The organism is Thermodesulfobacteriota bacterium, from assembly GCA_026415035.1.
Classification (GTDB): domain Bacteria; phylum Desulfobacterota; class BSN033; order BSN033; family UBA1163; genus RBG-16-49-23.
This window is the reverse complement of sequence record JAOAHX010000010.1, coordinates 51581-73890: the sequence shown is the minus strand read 5'-3', so window position 1 is coordinate 73890 and position 22310 is coordinate 51581. Positions and strand designations below refer to the sequence as shown.

Genomic DNA, 22310 nt, shown 5'->3' with positions numbered 1-22310 from the left:
CTTATGAGGCTCTGCCCTCTTTCTTTTTGGAGGAGGTCGGCCCGACCGGTTTGATCCTGCTCTGGTGGATCGACCTCAGGGTGACCATGGCCTTGGCAACCAGCTCCTCGCCCTCCTCGCGCTGGTCGAAGACCTCGCTCTCCCCGACCAAAATCTGCCTCCCCTCCTTGACGATTTTCGACCTGCAGACGAGGGCCTTTCCATAGGCGGGCCAGAGAAAGTTGATCTTGAATTCGATCGTCAGGATCCTGTGGTCTTCGGGAACGAGGGTGAAGGCCGCATATCCTGCCGTGTGATCGGCCATCGTCGCGATCACCCCGGCGTGGATGTAATGGTCTTGCTGACGATGGCGATCAAAAATTCTTAACCTTGATTCGAGATAACCCCTCCCGAATCGGATCGCCTTAAACCCCACATCTCCGATAAATCCCCGGGAGTAATCCTTCGTCAAGTACCGAACCCTCTGGGGGGTGAGCGCCTTTTCCTCCATCCCGTATCTCTCCTCTTGAAAAACGCCCTCCCCTCGAGAAAAGACCACTTCCAGAGCCTTTCCCGAAAGGTTGCAAATCAGGCGATGGCCAGCGTAGGGGTTCGCTTCGGCTTCCGAAGCCCCCCTTCCTATGGGATCTCTTAGGGCTGGCCTTGGAAAAGGATCCTGCAAAGGAAGCGGAGGCCTTCTTCGGCCGACTTCTCTTTGATCTCCCTCCTCGAACCTTTCAGCTTCAACCGAATCACCTCTGCCTTTCTCCCATGGGCCACCCCGATGAAGACGAGGCCGACCGGTTTCTCCCTTGTTCCTCCGGTGGGACCGGCGATGCCCGTGGTGGATAACCCAAAGGTGGTGCCAAAGGCCTTTCGAACGCCTTGGGCCATCCTTTTGGCCACCTGGGCGCTCACTGCCCCGTACCTACCTATCTCCTTCTTCGGCACCGCCAAGTGCTTCGCCTTCGATTCATTGCTGTAGTTGACCATCCCGCCCAGGAAGTAGTCTGAACTCCCAGGGACATCCGTGATCCGGTCGCAGATCAGCCCTCCGGTGCACGATTCGGCGACGGAGAGGGTCCAGCCGTTTTCTCGCAAACGATCTCCGATGATTTTTTCCAACGATCTCTTCCCCACCCGATAGCCTCCCCGAACCTCCCCCGAATCCCTAAGGGAGGAAGGCCTGAAAAGAAGGAGCGATCCAAGCGGTCCAATGGAGAAGGAGGTTGGCATAGAGGCCAGCCACGACATCATCAAGGACCACTCCATAGCCCCCTCTCATCTTCTCCATCAGACGGATCGGAGGGGGTTTCAGGATGTCGAAAAAACGAAAGAGGACGAAGCCGACGAGGATGAACAGGACCGTTTTCGGCATCCAGAGGGTCGTCACGAAGAAGCCCATGATCTCGTCGATGACGATCCTGGGGTCATCTTTTTGACCCAAAAGGGCGCCGGCCTTCTCAGCCACCCAAACGGAGAGAAAGAAAAGGCCGGCCAGCGTGAGTTCGTAGAGGGGGGAGGGAATTTCTGAGAGCCCATAATAGAGTGGGATGGCCAGGAGCGTCCCCATCGTGCCTGGAGCGAAGGGAGCGTAACCGGTGCCGAGGCCCGTGCCCAGCAAGAGGATGAATCGATCCACCCTTCGATCCCTCTCTCTACATTCTCACCGTGATGCCCCTCTCTTTTAGGTAGGCTTTGACCCTCGGGATGGTATATTCCCGGTAGTGGAAGATCGAGGCCGCAAGAACGGCATCCGCCTTTCCAAGGACGAGTCCCTCGTAAAGGTGTTCGAGGGTTCCGACCCCTCCCGAGGCGATGACCGGGATGCTCACGCTTTCGGCAACGGTCCGGGTCAGTTCGATATCGTAGCCCTCCTTCGTCCCGTCCCGGTCCATGCTGGTCAGAAGGATCTCGCCCGCGCCCAGGGCCTCCATCCTCATCGCCCATTGGATCGCATCGATCCCAGTGGGAGTTCTCCCACCATGCGTATAGACCTCCCAGCCCGACCCTCTCCGCTTGGCATCGATGGCGATCACGATGCACTGACTTCCGAAACGCTTCGAGGCCCTTTCCACCAGAAAAGGGTCTTGGACCGCGGCGGTGTTGATCGAGACCTTGTCCGCCCCGGCCATCAAAAGGTTCCGGATATCCTCCAGGTCTCTCACCCCGCCTCCCACGACGAGGGGAATAAAGACCTCCTCGGCGGTCCGTCGGACGAGGTCGATGAGGATATCCCTCTTCTCATGGCTCGCGGTGATGTCTAAGAAGGCGATCTCGTCGGCGCCCTGCTCATCGTAGGCCTTTGCGTTCTCGACGGGATCGCCTGCGTCCTTCAGGTCGACGAAACGGGTTCCTTTCACGACCCGTCCATCTTTCACGTCGAGACAGGGGATGATCCGTTTCGCTAACATCTCCCCAAACCCGCCCCTCCCGCTTTCCTTTGAGTGAGCTCGAGGGCCTCTTTCAGATCGATCGCACCTGTATAAAGGGCCCGACCCACGATGACCCCGATCACGCCCTCGGGCTCGAGGGCCATCAGCGCCTCGATCTCTTCGATCCTGGAGGCCCCGCCCGAGGCGATGACGGGAATGGAAGTGGAACGGGCCAGCTCTCTCGTGGCCTCGAGATTCAAACCCGAGGCCATCCCATCCCTGTTGATGTCGGTGAAGATGATGGCCGCAAGGCCGATCCCTTCGACCTGGCCGACCAGCTCCCTTGCGGAGAGGGAGCTCACCTCTCCCCACCCCTCGACCGCCACCTTCCCCCCTTTTGCGTCGAGGCCGAGGATAACCCGATCGGGAAACTCACGGCAGGCCTCCTCGAGGAAGGGACGGTTTTTGAGGGCAGCCGTTCCGAGGATGACCCAGCGGGCACCGCATCGGAGGTAGTGCTCGATCGTGGCCATCTCCCGAATTCCCCCTCCGATCTCGACAGGGATCCGGATGGATCGAAGGATCTCCTCGATCAGATGGGGATGGAAAGGCCTGCCGATGATGGCGCCGTTGAGATCGACCAGGTGGAGCCTCTCTGCGCCCTTGGCCTCCCAGTATCTGGCCATCTCGACGGGGTCCTCGGAATAGATCGTCTCCTGATCGATCCTCCCCTGGATGAGCCTCACGCACTTTCCATCCTTCAGATCGATCGCAGGGATGACGATCATCTTCTCTCCTCCAGCTCTTTCCCGCCAGGAAATCGCCTGAAAACCTCCTCCATCCCCACGCGGGTCAGTTCCTCGGCCGTAAGCCACCGGGCCTTTCTCCGGAAGAAGGAGCCCATCTTGAAGAGATTCTCGCTCAAGGGTCGCTGCGTCTCATCCATGCGGCCCCTCCAGACCTCCTTCCCGTCCTTCACCCGAAAGAGATGAAGATCGAACCCCACGGAGGCTGGCCGCTCCACGCCCACCGAAGAGCCGACCCTCTCTTCGAACCGGAAGAGGAACCCGACCAACACAAAATCGCTCCGGAGCTCCTTTCCCAGTTCAATCGAGGAGGAGCGAGGCTCCTCTTCGAAGGCCCGTGGGCTATGGGAGGAGAGGGCCTCCTCCACCCTTTCCTGTGGAATGAGAGCGAAGCTCCCCATCGCCCCGATCTTTTGATAGAGGAGGCGGGTCGCCGTGCCGGGGCCGGAGAAATGGATCTCCCCCCTCCTAAAGACGACCTTGCAGACCGGGCAGGAGGCCTCTCGCTCCACGAAGAAGGGCAGGATCACGAGACGAGGCATCTGCTGACCGAGGGCATCTAAGCTTTGAAATAGGATGGAGCTGATCAGGATCAGGCCTGCCCCGTAATGAAAAAGGGTTCGGGCCTTCCTGGGCCCTCTCTGTCTCGAAAAATGAGCGAAGGTCATGTCTTGGCCCCGATCTTTTTGGCATCCTCCAAAAACTGCTCGATCCCCTTATCGGTGAGGGGGTGTTTGAACATCTGGTAAAGGATCGGCGGAGGGAGGGTCACGATCTCCGCACCCATGCGCGCGGCCTCGATCACGTGGATGGGGTTTCGGACGCTGGCCACGATGATCCGGGTCTCCAGCTCCTCATAGTTGTCATAGATCTCCCGGATCTGTTGGACCAGTTCGAGGCCGTCAAAGCTGACATCATCGAGCCTCCCCAAGAACGGGCAGATATAGGTTGCGCCCGCCTTTGCCGCCAACAGGGCCTGGGCCGGCGAGAAGATGAGGGTAACGTTGGTGGGAATTCCCTCCGCCGAGAGGCTCCTCACCGCCTTCAGGCCTTCGGGATTGATGGGGATCTTGATCACGATCTCGTCCCCCCAGGTGGCCAGCGTTCTGGCCTCCTTTAGGATCTCCTCGCAGGTGAGGCCAGTGACCTCCACATTGACCGGTCCGTTCACCTCTTTCGATATCTTCCGAATCAGGGTCTCTGGGGCCTCCCCCTCTTTGGCGAGCAAAGTCGGGTTGGTGGTGACGCCATCGACCAACCCCAGGGCATTGGCCTTCCGGATCTCTTCGAGATTGGCCGTATCGAGAAAGATCTTCACGCTGAGCCCTCCTCTCCGTCAGAATGAAGTAGGAAATCCGAATCCCGGACGTTTTCTTCTCAAACGATCCCCCACTCTCTGACCAAGCGGTGAATGGCCTTGCTCTGCAGGAGGATCCCTTCCATCTCATGGAGGGGGATCATGCTCGAAGCGTCGCATAGGGCCTCTGCCGGTCTGGGATGGGTTTCGAGGAAGAGGCCGTTGCACCCTACGGCCACGGCTGCCCGAACGAGATGGGGGACATACTGGGGGCTGCCTCCCTTCGGGTCGTCGCTCGGGATGCCATAATTCCTCACGATATGGGTCGCATCGAAGAGGACCGGACAACCGATCCCCTGCATGATGGGGATGGCGCAGAGGTCCGAGACCAACTTATTATATCCGAAACAGGTCCCCCGCTCCGTCAGAAGGACCTGGGAATTGCCCGTGCTATAGACCTTCTTCACCGCGGCCGCCATGTTCTCCGGAGCGAGGAACTGGCCCTTCTTGATATTGATCCCCCTGCCGGATTCGCCCGCCTTTAGCAGGAGGCTGGTCTGTTGGCAGAGGAAGGCAGGGATCTGGATGATGTCCAACACCTCTTTGGCCTGGTCGATGTCCTCCATCCGGTGGACATCGGAAAGGACCGGAAGATCGAAGCGCTCCTTCACCTTCGACAAGATCTTCAGCCCCTCTCTAAGCCCGGGTCCCCTGTAAAACTTCTCCGAGCTCCGGTTGTCCTTCTCATAGGAGGCCTTGAAGATCAAGGGGATCTCCATACGTTGACAGAGTTCCTTCAAGGTCTCCGCAATCTCCAGGACAACCGATTCGGCCTCGATCACGCAGGGCCCTGCGACCAGGACGAGGGGGTTTCCTTTTCCGATTCGAATCGCTCCGACGCTTACCTCGTTCATCCATCGCTCCTTCTTCGCCTTGACCTTGCCCCTTCGGCCTCGCCGACACGGGGGCTCACGGCCGGCGGATCAGATGGATTTTACAAAATTTTCCAAGATCTTTAATCCGATCCTCTGACTCTTCTCCGGGTGGAACTGGGTGGCAAAGATGTTCTCCTTGGAGATGCTCGAAGCAAAGAGGACCCCGTATGGAGTGAGGGTGGAGACCCACTCCTCCTCTTCCGGAAGGACGTAGTAGGAGTGGACGAAGTAGACGTACGACCCGCTCTCCACTCCCCGAAGGGGAGGCGCCTCCTTCCTCATTTCGATCGAATTCCAACCCATGTGCGGCACCTTATGCTCCCCATCGGGTCGAAACCTCACCACCCTCCCTTTAACGAGATCGAGGCCCCTGCAGGGCCCGAACTCCTCGCTCTCCGTGAAGAGGATCTGAAGGCCCAAACAGATGCCGAGATAGGGCTTGCCCCCCTCGATGGATCGAAGAATGGGTTCGATGAATCCGAACCTCCGCAGGTTCTCCATCGCATCCCGGAAGGCGCCGACCCCGGGCAGGACGATGGCCGAGGCGTCCTGGATCTCCCGAGGGTGATGGGCGAGATGGGCCTCGAATCCGACCCGTTCGAAGGCCTTCTGAACGCTTCGCAGATTCCCCATGCCGTAATCGACGATCGCGATCTTTGGCTTCATCGTTGACCTGTTCGATTTACAGGACGCCCTTGGTCGAGGGGACCCCCATGGTCCGCTCGTCCCTTGAGATCGCCTCCCTCAACGCCCTTCCCAGGCCTTTGAAAATCGATTCGACCATGTGATGGCTGTTCCTCCCATAGAGGAGGTTGACATGCAAGGTCATCCTCGCCTGATGGGTCAGGGCCTTTAAAAACTCCTCGACCAGTTCGAGATCGAAGGTCCCGATCCTCGACCGCCTCAGCTTCACATGGTAGACGAGGAAGGGCCTCATCGAGAGATCGAGGGCCACCGAGACCAAGGCCTCGTCCATCGGAACCATGCCCCATCCATATCGCATGATCCCTTTGGCCTCGCCAAGGGCCTTGCGGATCGCCTCGCCAAGACAGATCCCCACGTCCTCGACCGTATGGTGGGCATCCACCTGGAGGTCGCCTTCCGCCTTCAACGTGAGATCCATACGGCCGTGGTAAACCAAAAGACTGAGCATGTGATCGAAGAAGGGAAGGCCGGTCCGGATCGAATGGGCGCCGGAGCCATCCAAATTGATCTTGAGATGGACCTCCGTCTCCTTCGTCTTCCGCCTCACCTCTGCCCTTCGATCCTCCTTCACCTTCGCCCTCCTCTCCCCTCACCTTCCCAGGCCTCTTACCTTTAAGGAACGGTAATGGCCTTCCAACCCCTCCCACTCGGCCAGCCGCCTCACATCATCCTCAAAACGACCCAAGGCCTTTCTGCTGAATTCCATCAGGTTGATCCTCTTTTGAAAATCTGCCACCCCCAGGGCCGAGGCATAGCGGGCTGCCCCCGCAGTGGGAAGGATGTGGTTCGGACCTGCGAGATAGTCTCCGATCGCCTCCGGCGTATGGGGGCCGAGAAAGACCGCTCCTGCATGGATCACCGAGCCGACGAGCCGGCGGGGATGCCTTAGGCAGAGTTCGAGGTGTTCGGCCGCGATCCGGTTGGCCACCCCGATGGCCTCCTCAAGATCTCGAACGATCAGGATGGCGCCTCGTTGCCGGAGGCTTCTGCGGGCAATCCTCGCCCTCCGAAGCTCCCCCAACTGCCTCTCCAATTCTCCCCTCACGCCTTCGGCGAAGGCCTCCGAGGGAGTGATGAGGAGAGAAAGGGCGGCTTCGTCATGTTCGGCCTGCGAGAGCAGGTCGGCGGCCACAAAGGAGGCCGGGACCTCTCCGTCCGAGATGATGACGATCTCGCTCGGCCCGGCCACCATATCCAGATCGACCGAACCGTAGACGAGCCTTTTGGCGATCGCCACATAGCGGTTTCCCGGGCCCACGATCTTATCCACCTTTGGAACCGTCTCGGTGCCGTAGGCCAAGGCCCCGATGGCCTGAACGCCTCCCACCCTGAAGACCCTGTCCACGCCCGCAAGGTCGGCCGCCGCGAGCACCGCCGGGCTGAGCCCTCCCAAATGAGGCGGGGTCGTCATCACGATCTCTTTTACCCCCGCCACCCTGGCAGGGAGGGCGGCCATCAGGACGGTCGAAGGGTAGGAGGCCTTCCCTCCCGGGATGTAGATCCCGACCCTCTCAAGGGGTCTCGTCACCTGTTCGATCCGGATTCCTTTCTCGATCCATCGAAGCCTCTCGCTTCGCTTCGAGAGCCGGTGAAAGGTCCGGATCCGTTGGCAGGCCCTCCTAAGCGTCCCTAAGAAATCCGCGGAGACCTTCTTTCGGGCCTCCCTCACCTCCTCGGGTTTCACTTCGATCTGTTCGGGACGGAGTCGAACCTGGTCGAAACGGGACGTATATTCGATCAAGGCACGATCGCCGTGCTTCCTCACGTCGTTCAGGATGGAGCGGACCTTCTTCTCGAGGGAGGATGGGTCCTCGACCATCCTCCGCTCCAACCTCCGGAGATATTGTTCGAAATCCTTCTCACCCGATCGAAGCACCCTGACGGTAAAGCCCATTCTCACGAACCCTTTCTCCCGCCACCAAGCCCTCAACCTCCTTCAGGCACCCTCCGGATGTTGGCCCCGAGTTTGGCCAATTTTCGGTCGAGGCCTTCATACCCCCGATCCAGGTGGTAAACCCTCGAAATCTCCGTTGTCCCATCTGCCGCCAGACCTGCAAGCACCAGGGAGGCGCTTGCCCTCAGATCGGTCGCCATGACCTGGGCCCCGCTCAAACGCTCCACCCCCTGGATGATCGCCGTATTTCCGTGGATCCGGATGTCGGCGCCCATCCTCTGAAGTTCGTTCACGTGGATGAAGCGATTTTCGAAGATCGTCTCCGTGATGACGCTCAACCCCCTGGCGAGGGACATCAAGCTCATGAACTGGGCCTGCATATCTGTCGGAAATCCTGGATAGGGTTGGGTCTTGATATCGGCGCTCCGGATCCTTCTCGTCCCCACCACCCTCACCCCATCGGCCTCGGGCTCGATCTCCATCCCCGTCTCGCGGAGTTTATGGACGACGATCTCCATATGGTGAATGGGACACCTAAGCAGTTTGATGTGGCCTCGCGTCAATCCGGCTGCCACCATCAAGGTCCCGGCCTCGATTCGGTCGGAGATGACGGTATGCTCCGCCGGATGGAGGCCCTCCACCCCCTCGATCTCGATGACGGCGGTGCCCGCTCCTTCGATCTTCGCCCCCATCTTCCTCAAGAAATGGGCCAGATCGACCACCTCCGGTTCCATGGCCGCATTCCGCAATACGGTCTTCCCCTCGGCCAATGTGGCGGCCATCATCAGATTCTCAGTCCCGGTCACGGTGACGGTGTCGAAGGTGATCGTGGCGCCTCTCAACCGGTCGGCCTCGGCCTCCACATACCCCCTCCGGAGATCGATCTTGGCGCCCATGGCCTCCAGGCCCATCAGATGGAGGTTGATCGGCCGGGCACCTATGGCGCAACCTCCGGGAAGGGAGACCCTCGCCTTTCGTCTCCGAGCCAGAAGAGGTCCCAAGACGAGGATGGAGGCCCGCATCGTCTTGACCAAATCGTAAGGGGCCTCATCGTTCGTAATCTCCGTGGCATCGACCCGATAGACCCCGTCTTCCTCGATGACCTTGACGCCCAGATTCTGTAAAACCTTTCCGATGGTGACAATATCCCTCAACTTGGGGACGTTGTAAAGGCGGCTCTCCCCTTCGGTTAGGAGTGTGGCCGCGAAGATCGGGAGGGAGGCATTCTTCGACCCGCTGATCTCCACCTCTCCAATCAATCTTTCGCCGCCTTGGATGACGATCTTGTCCATGTCAAAACCCCATCCCCGTTTCCTCTGGAGGTCTAAAAAAGAAGGAAGATTCGTTCTCACCCCGCTTGGGGCAACCCATTTAAGGTCCTCCGCCGCTGGGCCTTCACCACCCTTTCACGTCCGGAAAGGTCTTTGAGGATCTCCACGAGCTGATATCGGCCGTCCTCCTCCATCATCTTCAAAACGATCCCCGCCTGTTGGCTTCCCACTTCGAGAAGGAGCCAGCCGCCCTCCCTGAGATAGGAGGGACACTGGGGGATCAAGCGTCTATAAAAATCGAGACCGTCCTCACCTCCCCTCAGGGCGATCAGGGGCTCGTAATGCCTAATCTCGGGCATCAGCCCCTCGATCGCAGGCTCGGGGATATAAGGAGGGTTCGAGAGGATCAGATCGAAGCCGCCTCTCGGAAGAAAAGGTTGAAGAAGATCACCCCTCACAAATCGGATCCGGTTAGAGACCGAAGCCCCTTCGGCGTTCTCCCGAGCCACCTTCAGCGCCTCCTCCGAAATGTCGGTCGCCACGAGAAAGATCTCCTTTGCCTCTTTGACGAGGGAGATGGCGATCGCGCCGCTTCCCGTCCCCAATTCCAACACCACCGGCTCCCTTGGAGAGGAAAGGGACTTCAGGATCACAAGGGCCTCCTCTACCAGGTGTTCGGTCTCGGGCCTCGGGATGAGGACCCGGGGATCGACCTTCAGGTCGATCGACCAGAACTCCTGACGGCCCAAGATATACGGAAGGGGTTCTCGGCAGGTCCTCCGTCGGACCAACTCTCCCAACGTCTCCTTCCTCGGCTCCGGCATCGGGTCTCGAAGGCAGGTATAGAGCTTCTCTTTGCTGAGGCCAAGGGAGTGGGCCAATAAAAGCTCGGCCTCCAACCTTGGGTTCTCAATCCCCCGATCTTTCAGGGCATCGATCGTCTGCCTGAGCGCCTCCAGGATCGTCATCCCCCGATCCCTCCGGCCCCCTTTAACCTTTGAGCGCCTCGGCCTGATAGTGGGTGATCAAGGCATCGAGGATCTCGTCGAGGTCTCCGTCTAAGATCTCGTTCAACCGGTAGAGGGTGAGGCCAATCCGGTGGTCGGTCACCCGACCTTGAGGAAAGTTGTAGGTCCGGATTCGCTCGCTCCGCTCCCCCGTGCCGACCTGACTCTTCCGCTGTTCGGAGATCTCCTTCTCCTTCTGCTGTCGGGCCTGATCGAGGAGCCTCGCCCGGAGGATCTTCAGGGCCTTGGCCTTGTTCTTGTGTTGGGATTTCTCGTCCTGACAGGTGACGACGATATTCGTCGGAAGGTGGGTGATCCGGACGGCGGAGTCGGTCGTATTGACGCTCTGACCTCCCGGGCCTGACGAACGAAAGATGTCGATCCGGAGGTCGTTGGGATCGATCTCCACCTCCACCTCCTCCGCCTCCGGCAGGATCGCCACGGTGACCGTGGAGGTGTGGATCCGGCCTTGGGCCTCGGTGACCGGAACCCTCTGAACCCGGTGGACACCGCTTTCGTATTTCAATCGGCTGTAGACCCCCTTGCCCTCGATCAGGGCGATGACCTCTTTGAACCCGCCCACGCCGGTCAAATTCTGGCTCATGATCTCCACGCGCCAGCGGTTCTTCTCCGCATATCTGGCATACATCCGAAAGAGGTCGGCGGCGAAGAGGGCCGCCTCGTCTCCCCCGGTTCCCGCCCGGATCTCGAGGAGGATATTCTTCTCATCGTTGGGGTCTTTCGGAAGCAGGGCCTGTCTCAACTCCTTCTCGAGCCTCTCCTTGGCCTCGCCGAGCTGGAGAAGGTCCTCCTTGATTAAGCCCTTCATCTCCTCGTCTTCGTTCTCGGCAAGGAGGAGGCGGTTCTCCTTGATCTCCTCTTCGACCCTCTTCCATCTCCGGTAGAGGTCGACCACCTTCCCGATTTCGGAAAACTCCTTGGCCACCTTCTGGAGCTCGACCTGGTTGCCGATCACCTCGGGCCGGCTCAGAAGGTGGGTCAGCGCCTCATACCGGCGCTCCACCTCTTCCAATTTCTCGAACATCTCCTCTTCCCAAACCTCTCTCCCATGAAAGGGAGTTCCATGGCCTTCAAGCCTCTTCTCTTAACCAAGGCAGCGCCGGGGGGTCGGGTCCCTTGAAGCCGCCTTTCCCAAAGGCCTCGGTCTTCTCCGGGGACACTAATGACGACTGAGGAAATCGCTACAGGGATGGATGAAAATCCTCGGGAGTGGGAAAGGGTTTTCCCAAAAGGGAAAACCATCCCGTCGGGGGTGGGGAGGGAGGGTCGATCTCTCAGGCTTTCTTCTCAACCGGCTCTCCGTACTTCTTTTTAAACCGTTCGATCCTCCCAGCAGAGTCCACGTACTTCTGCTTCCCTGTGAAGAAGGGATGGCAATTCGAGCAGATCTCCACATGGATCTCCTTCTTCGTGCTCTGGGTCTCGAAGGTCGCGCCGCAGGCACACTTGATCACCGTATCGTACATCTTGGGGTGGATATCCTTCTTCATCTCGTACGCCTCCAGGGTTCTATTTAACCGATTTGAAAGGGAGAATCAATGGGACGGCCTTCCTCATTGATTCATCGAATCGAGGAACTCCCGGTTGTTCTTGGTGGCCCGCATCTTCTCGAGCAGAAACTCCATGCTGTCGACCGGGTTCATGGGCTGCAGCACCTTTCTCAGAAGCCAGATGCGGTTCAGATCGTTTGGATCCAGAAGGAGCTCCTCCTTTCGGGTGCCGGAACGCTGGATATCGATCGAGGGGAAGACCCTGCGGTCCACCAGTCGTCGGTCGAGGTTGATCTCCATATTTCCCGTCCCCTTGAACTCCTCAAAGATCACCTCGTCCATCCGGCTTCCGGTATCGATCAGGGCGGTCCCGATGATCGTGAGGCTCCCTCCCTCCTCGACATTCCTCGCCGCCCCGAAGAATCGTTTGGGCTTCTGTAGGGCGTTGGCATCGATGCCTCCGGAGAGGATCTTTCCGCTGGGAGGAACGACGGTATTGTAGGCCCTGGCCAGACGGGTGATGCTGTCGAGAAGGATGACCACATCCCTCTTATGTTCCACCAGCCTCTTGGCCTTCTCGATCACCATCTCCGCCACCTGGATATGGCGCTGGGCCGGCTCATCGAAGGTGGAACTGATGACCTCGGCATCGACGGAGCGTTCCATGTCGGTCACCTCCTCGGGCCGTTCGTCGATGAGGAGGACGATCAAGGTGATCTCTTTGTGATTCTTTGTGATGCTATGGGCGATGGTCTGCAGCAGCATCGTCTTGCCCGTTCTCGGAGCCGCCACGATGAGCCCCCGCTGTCCCTTTCCGATGGGGGTGAGGAGATCCATCACCCTAGCCGAGTAATTCGTCGGATCATCCTCCACCTCGAGGCGGATCCTCTCCATGGGATAGAGAGGGGTCAGGTTGTCGAAGAGGATCTTGTCCCGGGCCACCTCTGGATCTTCGTGGTTCACCATCTCCACCTTCAACATGGCGAAATATCGCTCCGTGTCCTTGGGAGGCCGGATCTGGCCCGAAACCGTGTCGCCCGTTCGTAGGTTGAATCGCCGGATCTGGGAGGGCGAGATATAGATGTCATCCGGGCCGGGCAGATAGTTATAATCGGGTGCCCTCAAGAACCCGAATCCGTCGGGAAGGATCTCCAGCACCCCCTCTCCGAAGATCAGGCCATTCTTCTCGGTCTGGGCCTGGAGGATGGCGAAGATGAGGTCCTGTTTTCTCATCCCGCTTGCCCCTTCCACGTTGAGCTCTCGGGCGATCTTGGTCAACTCATTGATCTTCATCTTCTTCAATTCTTTGATGTCCATAGGCTGTCCTTTTTCCTCCTTCATTGGGTTCGAGACCTATCTCTCCGGAGCGGTGGCCAAATCACGGGCCCCTCCGGATCGATGGTGAAGTTCCCTTGGGAGCCCCTTCTCCTTTGGCGAGGCGCTTCAGCTCTTGAAAGACCTCCCTCGCCTTTCTTCGGGTCTCCTCCAACTCACCCTCGTTTCGAATCACATGGTCGGCCTTCTTCACCTTCTCTCCGATCCTCATTTGGGAACGGAGGATCCTCCTGGCCTCCTCTTCGGTCAACGAAGCCCTCCTCTTCAATCTTTCGATCTGCTGCCTCACCTTCGAGGTGACGACGATCACTCGGTCCATCTCCCGATCCAACCCGGTCTCGATCAACAGGGGCGCGTCGAGGATGACGATGGCCTGGGGATCCCGACGGCCGATCAGCCTCACCTTCTTTTCCATGGCTCGTTTGATCCGGGGGTGGAGGATCCGGTTTAAAACCTCCCTCCGCTCGGGGTCGGAAAAGACCAGTTCCGCCAACCGTTTCCGGTCGATCGTCGCATCCTCTCGGAGAATGGCCCTCCCGAAGGCCCGGACAATCTCTCTCCAGGCCTGCCGCCGGGGTTGGACGAGTTCCCGGGCGATCTGATCGGCATCGATGACATAGGCGCCTTCCTCTTGGAAGATCCGGCTGACCGTCGTCTTTCCGCTCCCCGCACCTCCGGTCACCCCGACGATGAGCATCTCTCCATCCGTCCCGAGGGAGGCCTCCGGGTTGCCCCCTTAGGGTTAAATATCGAGGCGCTGGACGAAGAGGGCATTCTCCTCGATGAACCTCCTCCGCTGTTCCACCTCATCCCCCATCAAGATGCTGAAGATCTCGTCTGCCTCGATCGCATCCTCTACCTTCACCTTCAGGAGGGTCCGCTTCTCCGGGTTCATGGTCGTCTCCCAGAGCTGTTCGGGGTTCATCTCGCCCAATCCTTTATATCTTTGAACCGTGATCCCCTCCCTCCCTATGTGGTTCAGGGACTCGAGGAGGTCCTCCATCCGCTCAACCCTCACCTCCCTTCCCTTCTCCATCAGGAGGTAGGGGGGAGGGGCCATCTCCTGGATCTCCCGATAGATCTGGAAGAGGTTCCGATACTCGACGGAGTCGATGAGGTCCCACTGGAGGCGGTTTCGCAGGGTCTTTCCCCCGTTCGATTCCTGAACCTCAAACCCATAGAGGTTATACTCTTCATCCCAATAAAGATCCGAGACCTCCAAACCCATTTTCCTTAACTGGTTTTGGAGTTCCACGAGCTTGCCTTTGTCCTCGAAAAGGTTTTTGCTACGCACCCCCTGCTCCAGGAGGAGGTTGAGGAGGGTCCGGGAGATCCCCTTCTTCTGGAACTTTTGGAAAACCTCGTTGAAGCGATAGATCTTCTCCAGCAGGGCGCCGAGCTTCTTCGCCGTAAGCCGCTGTTTCGTCCTCTCTACGATGACCTCGCTTCGGGCCACGGCCCGTTCCATCAGATACCGATTGAACTCCTCTTCGTTCTTGATATAAATTTCGTTCTTCCCCTCCGTCACCTTGAAAAGGGGAGGCTGGGCGATGTAAAGGTAGCCTCTCTCGATCACCTCCGGCATCTGCCGGTAGAAGAAGGTGAGGAGGAGGGTCCGGATATGGGACCCATCGACGTCCGCATCGCTCATGATGATGATGCGATGATAACGGATCCGATCGATATCGTAGTCGTCCTTGCCGATCCCGGCTCCCAGGGCGGAGATGATGAGCCGGATCTCCTCGTTGGCGAGCATCTTATCGAACCTCGCCTTCTCCACATTCAAGATCTTCCCTTTGATGGGAAGGATGGCCTGGGTGGTCCGGTCCCTGCCCTGCTTGGCTGACCCTCCAGCGGAGTCCCCCTCCACGATGAAGATCTCCGACCGGGCCGGATCTTTCTCTTGGCAGTCGGCCAGCTTGCCGGGAAGGGCATTGGCCTCAAGCGACCCTTTCTGTCGGCTCAATTCCCTGGCCCGCCGGGCCGCCTCCCTCGCCCGGGCGGCATCGATCACCTTGGCGATGATCTTCCTGGCCAGGGAAGGGTTCTCCTCGAAGAAGGTTCCCAGTTTTTCGTTGACCAGGGCTTCGACGAGGCCTTTGACCTCGCTGTTCCCGAGCTTGGTCTTGGTCTGGCCCTCGAACTGGGGCTCGGGGATCTTGACGCTGATCACCCCGGCCAGTCCCTCTCGGGTATCATCGCCGGTGATGCTCTCCTTGATCCCTTTGAGGAGGTTGGCGCTGGAGGCATACTGGTTGATCGTCCGGGTCAGGGCCGATTTGAACCCGATCAGGTGGGTGCCTCCCTCGTGGGTGTTGATGTTGTTGGCGAAGGAGTAGAGATTCTCCGCATACCCGTCATTGTACTGGAAGGCGATTTCGATCTCGATGCCGTTCTTGACGCCGTGGATGTAGATGGGTTTCGGATGGATGCAGTTCTTGTTCCGATTGAGGTATTCGACGAAAGAGACGATCCCCCCTTTATAATAGAAGTCGTGACGTTTTCCCGTCCGCTCATCCTCGATCGATATGGAGAGGCCTTTGTTCAAAAAGGCCAGCTCCCGGAGCCTCTGGGAGAGAAGGTCGAAGCTGAACTGCACCGTCTCAAAAATCTCGGGGTCTGCCTTGAAACGGATCTGGGTCCCCGTATGTTTCGCCTTTCCGATGACCTCCAGGGGGGTCTTGACCTCTCCCCTTTCATAGACCTGATGATAGATCTTTCCATCCCTCCGGATCTCGAGTTCGATATACTCGGAGAGGGCATTGACCACGGAGAGCCCGACGCCATGGAGGCCCCCCGAAATCTTGTAACTGCGGTTGTCGAACTTGCCGCCAGAGTGGAGCTTCGTCATGACCACTTCCACCGCTGGGCGGTTCTCTTTTTCGTGAAGATCGACCGGGATGCCTCGGCCGTTGTCCCTTACGGTCACGCTCTGGTCGCTATGGAGGATCACCTCGATCTTGTCGCAATATCCGGCCAAGGCCTCATCGATGCTGTTATCCACCAGCTCATGGACGAGGTGGTGAAGCCCCTCAACCCCTGTATTGCCGATATACATGGCGGGCCTCTTCCGAACGCCCGCCAGGCCTTCCAAGACCTTGATCTGTTCTGCGGTATATTGTTCTGAGGCTTCGTTCATGCGCTCTCCTTGAATCGAGATTCCACGGTTTCAATGAGCGGGCAGTGAGAGACCGTTTGAGGACGAAGAGGCTCACATTCTCATGGGCATAATGATGTTGAGGTGTTGGGGAGCGGTCTGGGGAGGATAGGGTCGGAGAACTCCTGGACTCCCATCATCTTTGAGCTCGAAGAGAACCTCCTCGACATCGAAGGACTGGATGGCTTCCATCAGATATCGGGCGTTGAAGCCGATCTCGAGGGGAGGCCCTTCATACTCGATCTCCACCTCTTCCTTCGCATCCCCGAAGTCCTGATGATACGAAGAGAGTTCCATCACATTCCTCTTAATCGAAAGCTTGATGCCTTCTGACCTCTCACTGGCCATGGTCGCCACCCGTTTCAACGACCCATAGATGAGGTCCTTCTTCATCACGAGGCTTTTATCGTTTTCCTTCGGAATGACCTGTTCATAATCGGGAAACTCCCCGTCGATCAGCCGGATGACCATTAAGGAGGACCCCAGTTTAAAGAAGGCATGGGTCGGATCGAACCCGATCCCGACCTCCTCCACCTCTTCTTTGTCTCCGAGGATCTTTTTGATTTCGAGGATCCCCTTTTTCGGGAGGATGACCCCTTTGCCGATCCCGGGGATGGTGGGGGCCTCCCGATCGATCAAAGAGAGGCGGTGTCCATCGGTGGCCACCATCCTTAAGGTCTCCTTCCCACCGGCCTTTCGCTGGACGAAGAGGATCCCGTTGAGATGGTACCGGGATTCCTCATTGGAGGCGGCAAAGACGGTCTTTTCGATCATCTCCCGGACCGTCCGGAGGGGATGGGTCGACCAAGGTTTGTCTTGCCAGGTTGGAAGGGAAGGAAAGTCCTCCGGATCCAATCCGGCGAGGTTGAAGAGGGACTTTCCACATCGGAGTTGGATCCAGTGGTTCTCTCTCTTTTGGATGTGGATCGTCTCCTCCGGGAGCTCCCGAATGATCTCGTATAGTTTTTTCGATGAGACCGAGGCCTTCCCGTTCTGGTGGACCTTGGCCGGAAGGGCTTCCTGAATGCCGGTTTGAAGATCGGTTCCGGTCAGAAAGAGGCTGTCCTCCTTCCATTCCAGAAAGATGTGGGAGAGGATGGGAAGGGTCGTCTTCCTTCCCGCAATTCCCTGCATCAATCCTAATCCCCTGAGAAAGTCCTTCTTCTGGATCTCAAAATAGGACATCTTTTCCTCCTCTGACTTCTCCGATCTTTTCTAAAAGTGCCTTTTCACCTTCATCATCGTTTTCTGTGGAATTGGGGAAAAAGGGACGATCCCTGCGATCCTTAAAACGAAGAGGGGCCTCTCGTTTCGTTTGAAAAAGACGAAAGAGACGGTTTGAAGGAAGGAATCGAAGATCGGGCCTTCTGGGTTCCACAAGATCTCCACATCCTTTTAAGATGGAATTCGACTCATCAGATGATCGATCTTCTCTTTGAAAGAGGGATCCTCGGCCATCCTTTCCTCCACCTTTTTGATGGAGTGGAGGACGGTGGAATGATCTTTGCCTCCGAACTTTTCTCCGATCTCAATCAGAGAGAGGTTGGTCATTTTTCGAGCCAGATAGATCGCAATCTGCCGGGGCAAAACATATCCTTTGTTCTTCCGTTTCACTTTAAAATCGGATAGCCTCAGATTGAAATGGTTGGCCACCACCTTCTGGATCGCCTCGATGGAGACCGACTCCTCCCTGGGTTTAATGATATTCTTCAAGACCTCTTTGGCCATCGGAAGGTCGATGTGAGTTTGGGAGAGGGAGGCAAAGGCCCCGATCCGAATGAGGCATCCTTCCAGCATTCGAATATTGGAGTCGATCTGGGAGGCGAGGAAGAAGGCGACGTCATTGGGAAGTTGAATCCCTTCGATCTCGGCCTTCTTTCGGAGGATCGCCACCTTGGTTTCGATATCCGGCGGTTGGATGTCGGCGATCAACCCCCACTCGAAACGGGATCGGAGACGTTCTTCGAAATGGGGGATGTCTTTTGGGAATTTATCGCTCGTCACGACGATCTGTTTTCTCGCCTCATATAGGGAATTGAAGGTGTGAAAAAATTCAGCCTGGGTTCTCTCCTTACCCGCGATGAATTGAATATCGTCAATCAGGAGGATGTCCATCCGTCGATATTTATTTCGAAACTCCTCCATCTTTTCAAACCGGATGGAGTTGATCATTTCGTTGGTGAATTCCTCCGCAGAGGTGTAACAGATCTTCTTCAGGTCGGGGATGACCCGGTGCTGGAGGATATGGTTCCCGATGGCATGAAGGAGGTGGGTTTTTCCCAATCCCACGCCCCCATAGATGAAAAGGGGGTTGTAATTTTTAGCCGGCACATTGGCCACGGCCAGGCAGGCCGCGTTTGCGAATTGGTTGCCCGGCCCCACCACAAAGTTCTCAAAGGTATATTTCGGGTTGAAGGGAGATCTCGGCGGGGAGGAGGTAAAAGGCAATGGATTTTCAGAAGCATTAAACCCTTTCGTGGCCGCCCGAGAAGGAGGGGGCTCATTTTTGATTCGAAATTGGAGATTAAAAGACCTCTGGGTCAAAAAGGAGATGGCTTCCTTGATCTGGGTCGAGTAGTGTTCTTGGATCCACTCCTTGAAGAAGCGGTTGGGCACCTCCACTTCGACCTTCTCACCCTCCAACGATCGGAGGTGAACGGGTTTGATCCAGATGTCGAAATTCTGTTGGCCGATCCTCTCTCTCAGAAGGGCAGAGACTTTAGACCACAGATCATCCTTGGATTCGACGCGGATGGTATCGGGCATAAGAAGAAGATTTTAGGGGTTAGGCAGGAAATACCCCGAAAGAAAAAAACAAATCATTTGAACAAATTATATAGCTTTTTTCACAGCGTTTCCACAATTGTGGAAAAATGATTTAATTGTGTATCTGAGGGGATTGGTTTTGTGGACGAAGCAATCTCTCTGGAAACCGAAATACCAATAACCCTAATTAAAAAAAAAATCAAGTCTTTTTTAATCTCTTTCGGCCAGTTTGGCCACGGCCACCACCCGTTCCGATTCTTCGAGGGTGATGAGCCTTACGCCCTGGGTACTTCTTCCCTGGATAGGAATGTCGGCCGCCCTCAACCGGATGATCCTTCCTTTATTGGAGATGATCATGAGTTCATCCTCGTCGGTAATCGACTTAATGCCGACGACATCCCCGGTCTTCTTCGTCCTCTTGACGGTGAAGATTCCACTCCCCCCTCGGTTCTGAATCCGATATTCCGAGGCCATCGATCGTTTTCCATAACCGTTTTCGGTGACCGTCAACAAGGAGGTGTGGGGATGGACCACCTCCATGGCGACGACCTCATCCCCTTTGGCCAGGCGGATCCCGCGAATCCCCCGTGCCGTCCGGCCCATCTCCCGGACCTGGTTTTCGGGGAAGTGGATGGCCTTGCCCAGTTTCGTTCCGATGAAGAGGTGCTGTTTCCCATCGGTCAATTTGGTGGAGATGAGTTCGTCCCCTTCGTCGAGGCCGATGGCGATGATGCCTCCGGATCGGGGGTTGCTGTAGGCCTCGAGGGCGGTCTTCTTGATCGTCCCGTTTTTGGTCGCAAAGGTGATGAACTTGCCCGGGGCAAAATCTTTGAGGGAGAGGATCGTCGTCACCTTCTCCTCCGGGCCGAGGTTGAGGAGATTGACGATCGCCTTTCCCCGGGTCAAGCGGCCCGCCTGGGGAATTTCGTGGACCTTCTTCCAGTAGATCTTTCCCGCGTCGGTGAAAAAGAGGAGGTAGTCATGGGTCGAGGCGATGAAGAGGTCTTCGACGAAGTCCTCCTCCTTCACGTTGATCCCCACCTTCCCCTTTCCGCCCCGGTGCTGGCTCCGATAAAGACTGATGGGATTTCGCTTGATATACCCGGAGTGGGTGATGGTGACCACCATCTCCTCCTCGGCGATGAGGTCTTCGATCCGGATCTCCGGGGCGACGTCCACGATCTCCGTCTGTCTCTCATCCCCATAAGAGGTTTTGATCGAAAGGAGCTCTTCTTTGATCACGTTGAGCATCAGGCGTTCGCTGGCCAGGATATCCCGGAGGCGATTGATCAGCTTGATCGTCTCCTCGTACTCTTCGACGATCTTCCGTTGCTCCAGGTTGGTCAGGCGCTGAAGCCTCATGTCGAGAATGGCCTGGGCCTGTTCTTCGGAAAGCTCAAAGCGATCCATCAACCGCTCTTTGGCCTCTTTTGGGGTTTTGGAGGTTTTAATCGTGGTGATGACCGCATCGATCTGGTCGATCGCCTTTTTGAGGCCCTCTAGGATATGGGCCCGGGCCTCCGCTTTCCTCAGTTCGAAGAGGGACCGCCGGGTGACGACCTCCTTGCGGTGAAGGAGGAAGAGGTGGAGCATCTCTTTTAAGGAGAGGAGCTTGGGTTGGTTTTGGTGGATGGCCAAGAGGATGATGCCGAAGGAGGTCTGCATCTGGGTGTTCTTGTAAAGCTGGTTGAGGATGACCTCTGGGACCTCGTTCCGTCTCAGCTCGATGACCACGCGCATCCCCTCTCGGTCCGATTCGTCCCGGACCGCAGAGATCCCCTCGATCACCTTCTCCTGAATCAACTCGGCGATCCTTTCGATCAGCTTGGCCTTGTTGGTCTGGTAGGGGAGCTCCGTGACGACGATGCTCTCCCGCTCGCCTCTCTTGTCCCTCTCGATAAAGGCCCTCGCCCGGAGTTGGATGACGCCCTTTCCCGTTTCATAAGCCGAACGAATTCCATCGCGTCCGTAGATGAACCCCCCTGTCGGGAAATCCGGCCCCGGGATATGGGACATCAGCTCGTCGGTCGTGAGCTCCGGGTTGTCGATGAGGGCGATCAGTCCATCGATGACCTCGTTTAGATTGTGGGGGGGGATGTTGGTGGCCATTCCCACCGCGATTCCCGAAGACCCGTTCACAATGAGGTTGGGGAATTTGGAGGGAAGGACAGAGGGCTCTAAAAGGGATTCGTCGTAGTTTGGGATGAAATCGACCGTCTCTTTATCGATATCGGCCAGAAGCTCATGGGCCAGTTTGGCCATGCGGATCTCCGTATAACGCATCGCGGCGGGCGGATCGCCATCGATCGATCCGAAATTTCCCTGGCCATCGATCAAGGGATAACGGAGCGAGAAATCCTGGGCCATCCTGACGATGGCATCGTAGACCGCCATATCCCCATGGGGGTGATACTTCCCGATGACGTCCCCGACAATCCTGGCCGACTTCTTATAGGGTTTATCCCAATCGTTGTTTAGTTCGTTCATCGCATAAAGGATCCGGCGATGAACGGGTTTTAGCCCGTCCCTTACGTCGGGAAGGGCCCGGCCGATGATGACGCTCATCGCATAGTCCATATAGGACCGTTTCATCTCGTCTTCGATATTGATGGGGATGGCCATCTGAGGCTCGTTCATGGGCACTCCAGAACCGGTCAATTTTGTTGAAAAACTTAATATAAATCGGGTTGCCTGTCAACCGAAATACCTGCCGATCTTGACTTTTTGGAAGAAATATGGTTTATTCAAAAAGTTTAATCATTTCAAAAAACAAGACACGTCTCGAAAGAGGATTCCCATGAAGCGAACCTACCAACCGAGCACGATCAGACGTAAAAGGACGCACGGCTTCTTGGAAAGGATGTCTACTCGCAGCGGCCGAAAAGTCCTGAAACGGAGGAGGGCCAAGGGAAGGAAGAGGCTGACGGTTTAGTGAGAGGATTGTTCCGTTTCACCCGAAAGGAGAGGATTGCCCTTTCAGATGACTTCAGAAGGGCGATGAGATCCGGAAGGAAGCTCTCCACCAAACATTACCTTCTCTACCTTTATGAAAACCGGAGAGAACACCATCGCCTGGGCATCGTCGTAAAAAAGGAGGTTGGATCGGCAAGCACCCGGAATCGGATGAAACGATACCTCCGCGAATTCTTTCGCTTAAATAAACACCAGATCCAGGGAGCCCTCGATATTGTCATCCTGGTGAAGAAGGGAGACCTCCCGAACTCCTATCACGAGGTCGAGAGGGAATTGAAAAAGGTCCTGGTCTGAATGGC

Annotated in this window: 23 protein-coding genes; 2 read left to right on the top strand and 21 right to left on the bottom strand. The window is 57.1% G+C overall.

The genetic code is table 11. From position 1 onward, the window contains the following. Position 1 precedes the first annotated feature (1 nt). From N3G78_07860 to gyrA, 21 genes are all read right to left on the bottom strand, one after another. A complete protein-coding gene (locus N3G78_07860; protein ID MCX8117827.1) occupies positions 2-490 on the bottom strand; it encodes a PaaI family thioesterase in 489 nt (162 codons plus the stop codon). 140 nt (positions 491-630) lie between these two features. Beyond that, on the bottom strand, positions 631-1104 hold the full coding sequence (locus N3G78_07855) for a CinA family protein (protein ID MCX8117826.1): 474 nt from the start codon (positions 1102-1104) through the stop codon (positions 631-633). A gap of 46 nt (positions 1105-1150) precedes the next feature. After that, positions 1151-1621, bottom strand: coding sequence for a phosphatidylglycerophosphatase A (locus N3G78_07850; protein MCX8117825.1), 471 nt, complete (start codon positions 1619-1621; stop codon positions 1151-1153). Positions 1622-1637: 16 nt separating this feature from the next. Further along, complete coding sequence (gene hisF, locus N3G78_07845; GenBank protein MCX8117824.1) at positions 1638-2393, bottom strand: imidazole glycerol phosphate synthase subunit HisF; 756 nt, start codon at positions 2391-2393, stop codon at positions 1638-1640. Continuing rightward, positions 2387-3142, bottom strand: a complete 756-nt coding sequence (gene hisA / locus N3G78_07840; protein ID MCX8117823.1) for a 1-(5-phosphoribosyl)-5-[(5-phosphoribosylamino)methylideneamino]imidazole-4-carboxamide isomerase — start codon at positions 3140-3142, stop codon at positions 2387-2389. The genes hisF and hisA overlap by 7 nt, the downstream gene beginning before the upstream one ends. Further along, positions 3139-3828, bottom strand: coding sequence for a hypothetical protein (locus N3G78_07835; protein ID MCX8117822.1), 690 nt, complete (start codon positions 3826-3828; stop codon positions 3139-3141). The genes hisA and N3G78_07835 overlap by 4 nt, the downstream gene beginning before the upstream one ends. Next, complete coding sequence (gene fsa / locus N3G78_07830) at positions 3825-4478, bottom strand: fructose-6-phosphate aldolase (protein MCX8117821.1); 654 nt, start codon at positions 4476-4478, stop codon at positions 3825-3827. Before fsa ends, N3G78_07835 begins: the two co-directional genes overlap by 4 nt. 59 nt (positions 4479-4537) lie before the next feature. Further along, positions 4538-5371 carry a 3-deoxy-8-phosphooctulonate synthase gene (gene kdsA, locus N3G78_07825; GenBank protein ID MCX8117820.1) on the bottom strand — a complete coding sequence of 278 codons (834 nt, stop codon included), beginning with the start codon at positions 5369-5371 and terminating at the stop codon, positions 4538-4540. A 69-nt stretch (positions 5372-5440) separates the two neighbouring features. Continuing rightward, a complete protein-coding gene (hisH, locus tag N3G78_07820; GenBank protein ID MCX8117819.1) occupies positions 5441-6058 on the bottom strand; it encodes an imidazole glycerol phosphate synthase subunit HisH in 618 nt (205 codons plus the stop codon). Between the two features lie 16 nt (positions 6059-6074). Next, positions 6075-6668: an imidazoleglycerol-phosphate dehydratase HisB gene (hisB, locus tag N3G78_07815; GenBank protein ID MCX8117818.1), complete on the bottom strand. Its 594-nt coding sequence runs from the start codon at positions 6666-6668 to the stop codon at positions 6075-6077. A gap of 18 nt (positions 6669-6686) precedes the next feature. Further along, entirely contained in the window at positions 6687-7991 is a 1305-nt protein-coding gene (hisD, locus tag N3G78_07810) for a histidinol dehydrogenase (protein ID MCX8117817.1), read from the bottom strand. A gap of 32 nt (positions 7992-8023) precedes the next feature. Beyond that, positions 8024-9283 (bottom strand): UDP-N-acetylglucosamine 1-carboxyvinyltransferase, encoded by a 1260-nt coding sequence (murA, locus tag N3G78_07805; GenBank protein ID MCX8117816.1) that lies wholly within the window; start codon positions 9281-9283, stop codon positions 8024-8026. Between the two features lie 56 nt (positions 9284-9339). Continuing rightward, positions 9340-10230, bottom strand: coding sequence for a peptide chain release factor N(5)-glutamine methyltransferase (gene prmC, locus N3G78_07800; protein ID MCX8117815.1), 891 nt, complete (start codon positions 10228-10230; stop codon positions 9340-9342). A 22-nt stretch (positions 10231-10252) separates the two neighbouring features. Then, positions 10253-11314 carry a peptide chain release factor 1 gene (prfA, locus tag N3G78_07795; GenBank protein MCX8117814.1) on the bottom strand — a complete coding sequence of 354 codons (1062 nt, stop codon included), beginning with the start codon at positions 11312-11314 and terminating at the stop codon, positions 10253-10255. 250 nt (positions 11315-11564) lie between these two features. After that, positions 11565-11780: a 50S ribosomal protein L31 gene (gene rpmE, locus N3G78_07790; GenBank protein ID MCX8117813.1), complete on the bottom strand. Its 216-nt coding sequence runs from the start codon at positions 11778-11780 to the stop codon at positions 11565-11567. A gap of 63 nt (positions 11781-11843) precedes the next feature. Then, positions 11844-13097 (bottom strand): transcription termination factor Rho, encoded by a 1254-nt coding sequence (gene rho, locus N3G78_07785; GenBank protein ID MCX8117812.1) that lies wholly within the window; start codon positions 13095-13097, stop codon positions 11844-11846. Positions 13098-13158: 61 nt separating this feature from the next. Next, entirely contained in the window at positions 13159-13812 is a 654-nt protein-coding gene (gene coaE, locus N3G78_07780) for a dephospho-CoA kinase (GenBank protein ID MCX8117811.1), read from the bottom strand. Between the two features lie 45 nt (positions 13813-13857). Next, positions 13858-16254, bottom strand: a complete 2397-nt coding sequence (gyrB, locus tag N3G78_07775; GenBank protein MCX8117810.1) for a DNA topoisomerase (ATP-hydrolyzing) subunit B — start codon at positions 16252-16254, stop codon at positions 13858-13860. A 72-nt stretch (positions 16255-16326) separates the two neighbouring features. Continuing rightward, positions 16327-17457, bottom strand: coding sequence for a DNA polymerase III subunit beta (gene dnaN, locus N3G78_07770; GenBank protein ID MCX8117809.1), 1131 nt, complete (start codon positions 17455-17457; stop codon positions 16327-16329). Between the two features lie 210 nt (positions 17458-17667). Next, positions 17668-19038 carry a chromosomal replication initiator protein DnaA gene (dnaA, locus tag N3G78_07765; protein ID MCX8117808.1) on the bottom strand — a complete coding sequence of 457 codons (1371 nt, stop codon included), beginning with the start codon at positions 19036-19038 and terminating at the stop codon, positions 17668-17670. 210 nt (positions 19039-19248) lie between these two features. Then, complete coding sequence (gene gyrA, locus N3G78_07760; GenBank protein MCX8117807.1) at positions 19249-21675, bottom strand: DNA gyrase subunit A; 2427 nt, start codon at positions 21673-21675, stop codon at positions 19249-19251. A gap of 160 nt (positions 21676-21835) precedes the next feature. On the opposite strand from gyrA, the gene rpmH reads away from it, so the two are divergent. Continuing rightward, positions 21836-21970: a 50S ribosomal protein L34 gene (rpmH, locus tag N3G78_07755; GenBank protein MCX8117806.1), complete on the top strand. Its 135-nt coding sequence runs from the start codon at positions 21836-21838 to the stop codon at positions 21968-21970. After that, complete coding sequence (rnpA, locus tag N3G78_07750; protein MCX8117805.1) at positions 21970-22305, top strand: ribonuclease P protein component; 336 nt, start codon at positions 21970-21972, stop codon at positions 22303-22305. Before rpmH ends, rnpA begins: the two co-directional genes overlap by 1 nt. The last annotated feature ends 5 nt before the right edge of the window (positions 22306-22310 follow it).

Bases quoted from the DNA above. Each gene is read 5' to 3' on its own strand.
- rho (MCX8117812.1), bottom strand. From the start codon at position 13,097: ATGGACATCAAAGAATTGAAGAAGATGAAGATCAATGAGTTGACCAAG.
- kdsA (MCX8117820.1), bottom strand. From the start codon at position 5,371: ATGAACGAGGTAAGCGTCGGAGCGATTCGAATCGGAAAAGGAAACCCC.
- N3G78_07860 (MCX8117827.1), bottom strand. From the start codon at position 490: ATGGAGGAAAAGGCGCTCACCCCCCAGAGGGTTCGGTACTTGACGAAG.
- N3G78_07835 (MCX8117822.1), bottom strand. From the start codon at position 3,828: ATGACCTTCGCTCATTTTTCGAGACAGAGAGGGCCCAGGAAGGCCCGA.
- coaE (MCX8117811.1), bottom strand. From the start codon at position 13,812: ATGCTCATCGTCGGGGTGACCGGAGGTGCGGGGAGCGGAAAGACGACG.
- rpmH (MCX8117806.1), top strand. From the start codon at position 21,836: ATGAAGCGAACCTACCAACCGAGCACGATCAGACGTAAAAGGACGCAC.
- dnaN (MCX8117809.1), bottom strand. From the start codon at position 17,457: ATGTCCTATTTTGAGATCCAGAAGAAGGACTTTCTCAGGGGATTAGGA.
- rpmE (MCX8117813.1), bottom strand. From the start codon at position 11,780: ATGAAGAAGGATATCCACCCCAAGATGTACGATACGGTGATCAAGTGT.
- gyrB (MCX8117810.1), bottom strand. From the start codon at position 16,254: ATGAACGAAGCCTCAGAACAATATACCGCAGAACAGATCAAGGTCTTG.
- hisF (MCX8117824.1), bottom strand. From the start codon at position 2,393: ATGTTAGCGAAACGGATCATCCCCTGTCTCGACGTGAAAGATGGACGG.
- hisD (MCX8117817.1), bottom strand. From the start codon at position 7,991: ATGGGCTTTACCGTCAGGGTGCTTCGATCGGGTGAGAAGGATTTCGAA.
- prfA (MCX8117814.1), bottom strand. From the start codon at position 11,314: ATGTTCGAGAAATTGGAAGAGGTGGAGCGCCGGTATGAGGCGCTGACC.
- gyrA (MCX8117807.1), bottom strand. From the start codon at position 21,675: ATGAACGAGCCTCAGATGGCCATCCCCATCAATATCGAAGACGAGATG.
- hisA (MCX8117823.1), bottom strand. From the start codon at position 3,142: ATGATCGTCATCCCTGCGATCGATCTGAAGGATGGAAAGTGCGTGAGG.
- dnaA (MCX8117808.1), bottom strand. From the start codon at position 19,038: ATGCCCGATACCATCCGCGTCGAATCCAAGGATGATCTGTGGTCTAAA.
- murA (MCX8117816.1), bottom strand. From the start codon at position 9,283: ATGGACAAGATCGTCATCCAAGGCGGCGAAAGATTGATTGGAGAGGTG.
- hisH (MCX8117819.1), bottom strand. From the start codon at position 6,058: ATGAAGCCAAAGATCGCGATCGTCGATTACGGCATGGGGAATCTGCGA.
- prmC (MCX8117815.1), bottom strand. From the start codon at position 10,230: ATGACGATCCTGGAGGCGCTCAGGCAGACGATCGATGCCCTGAAAGAT.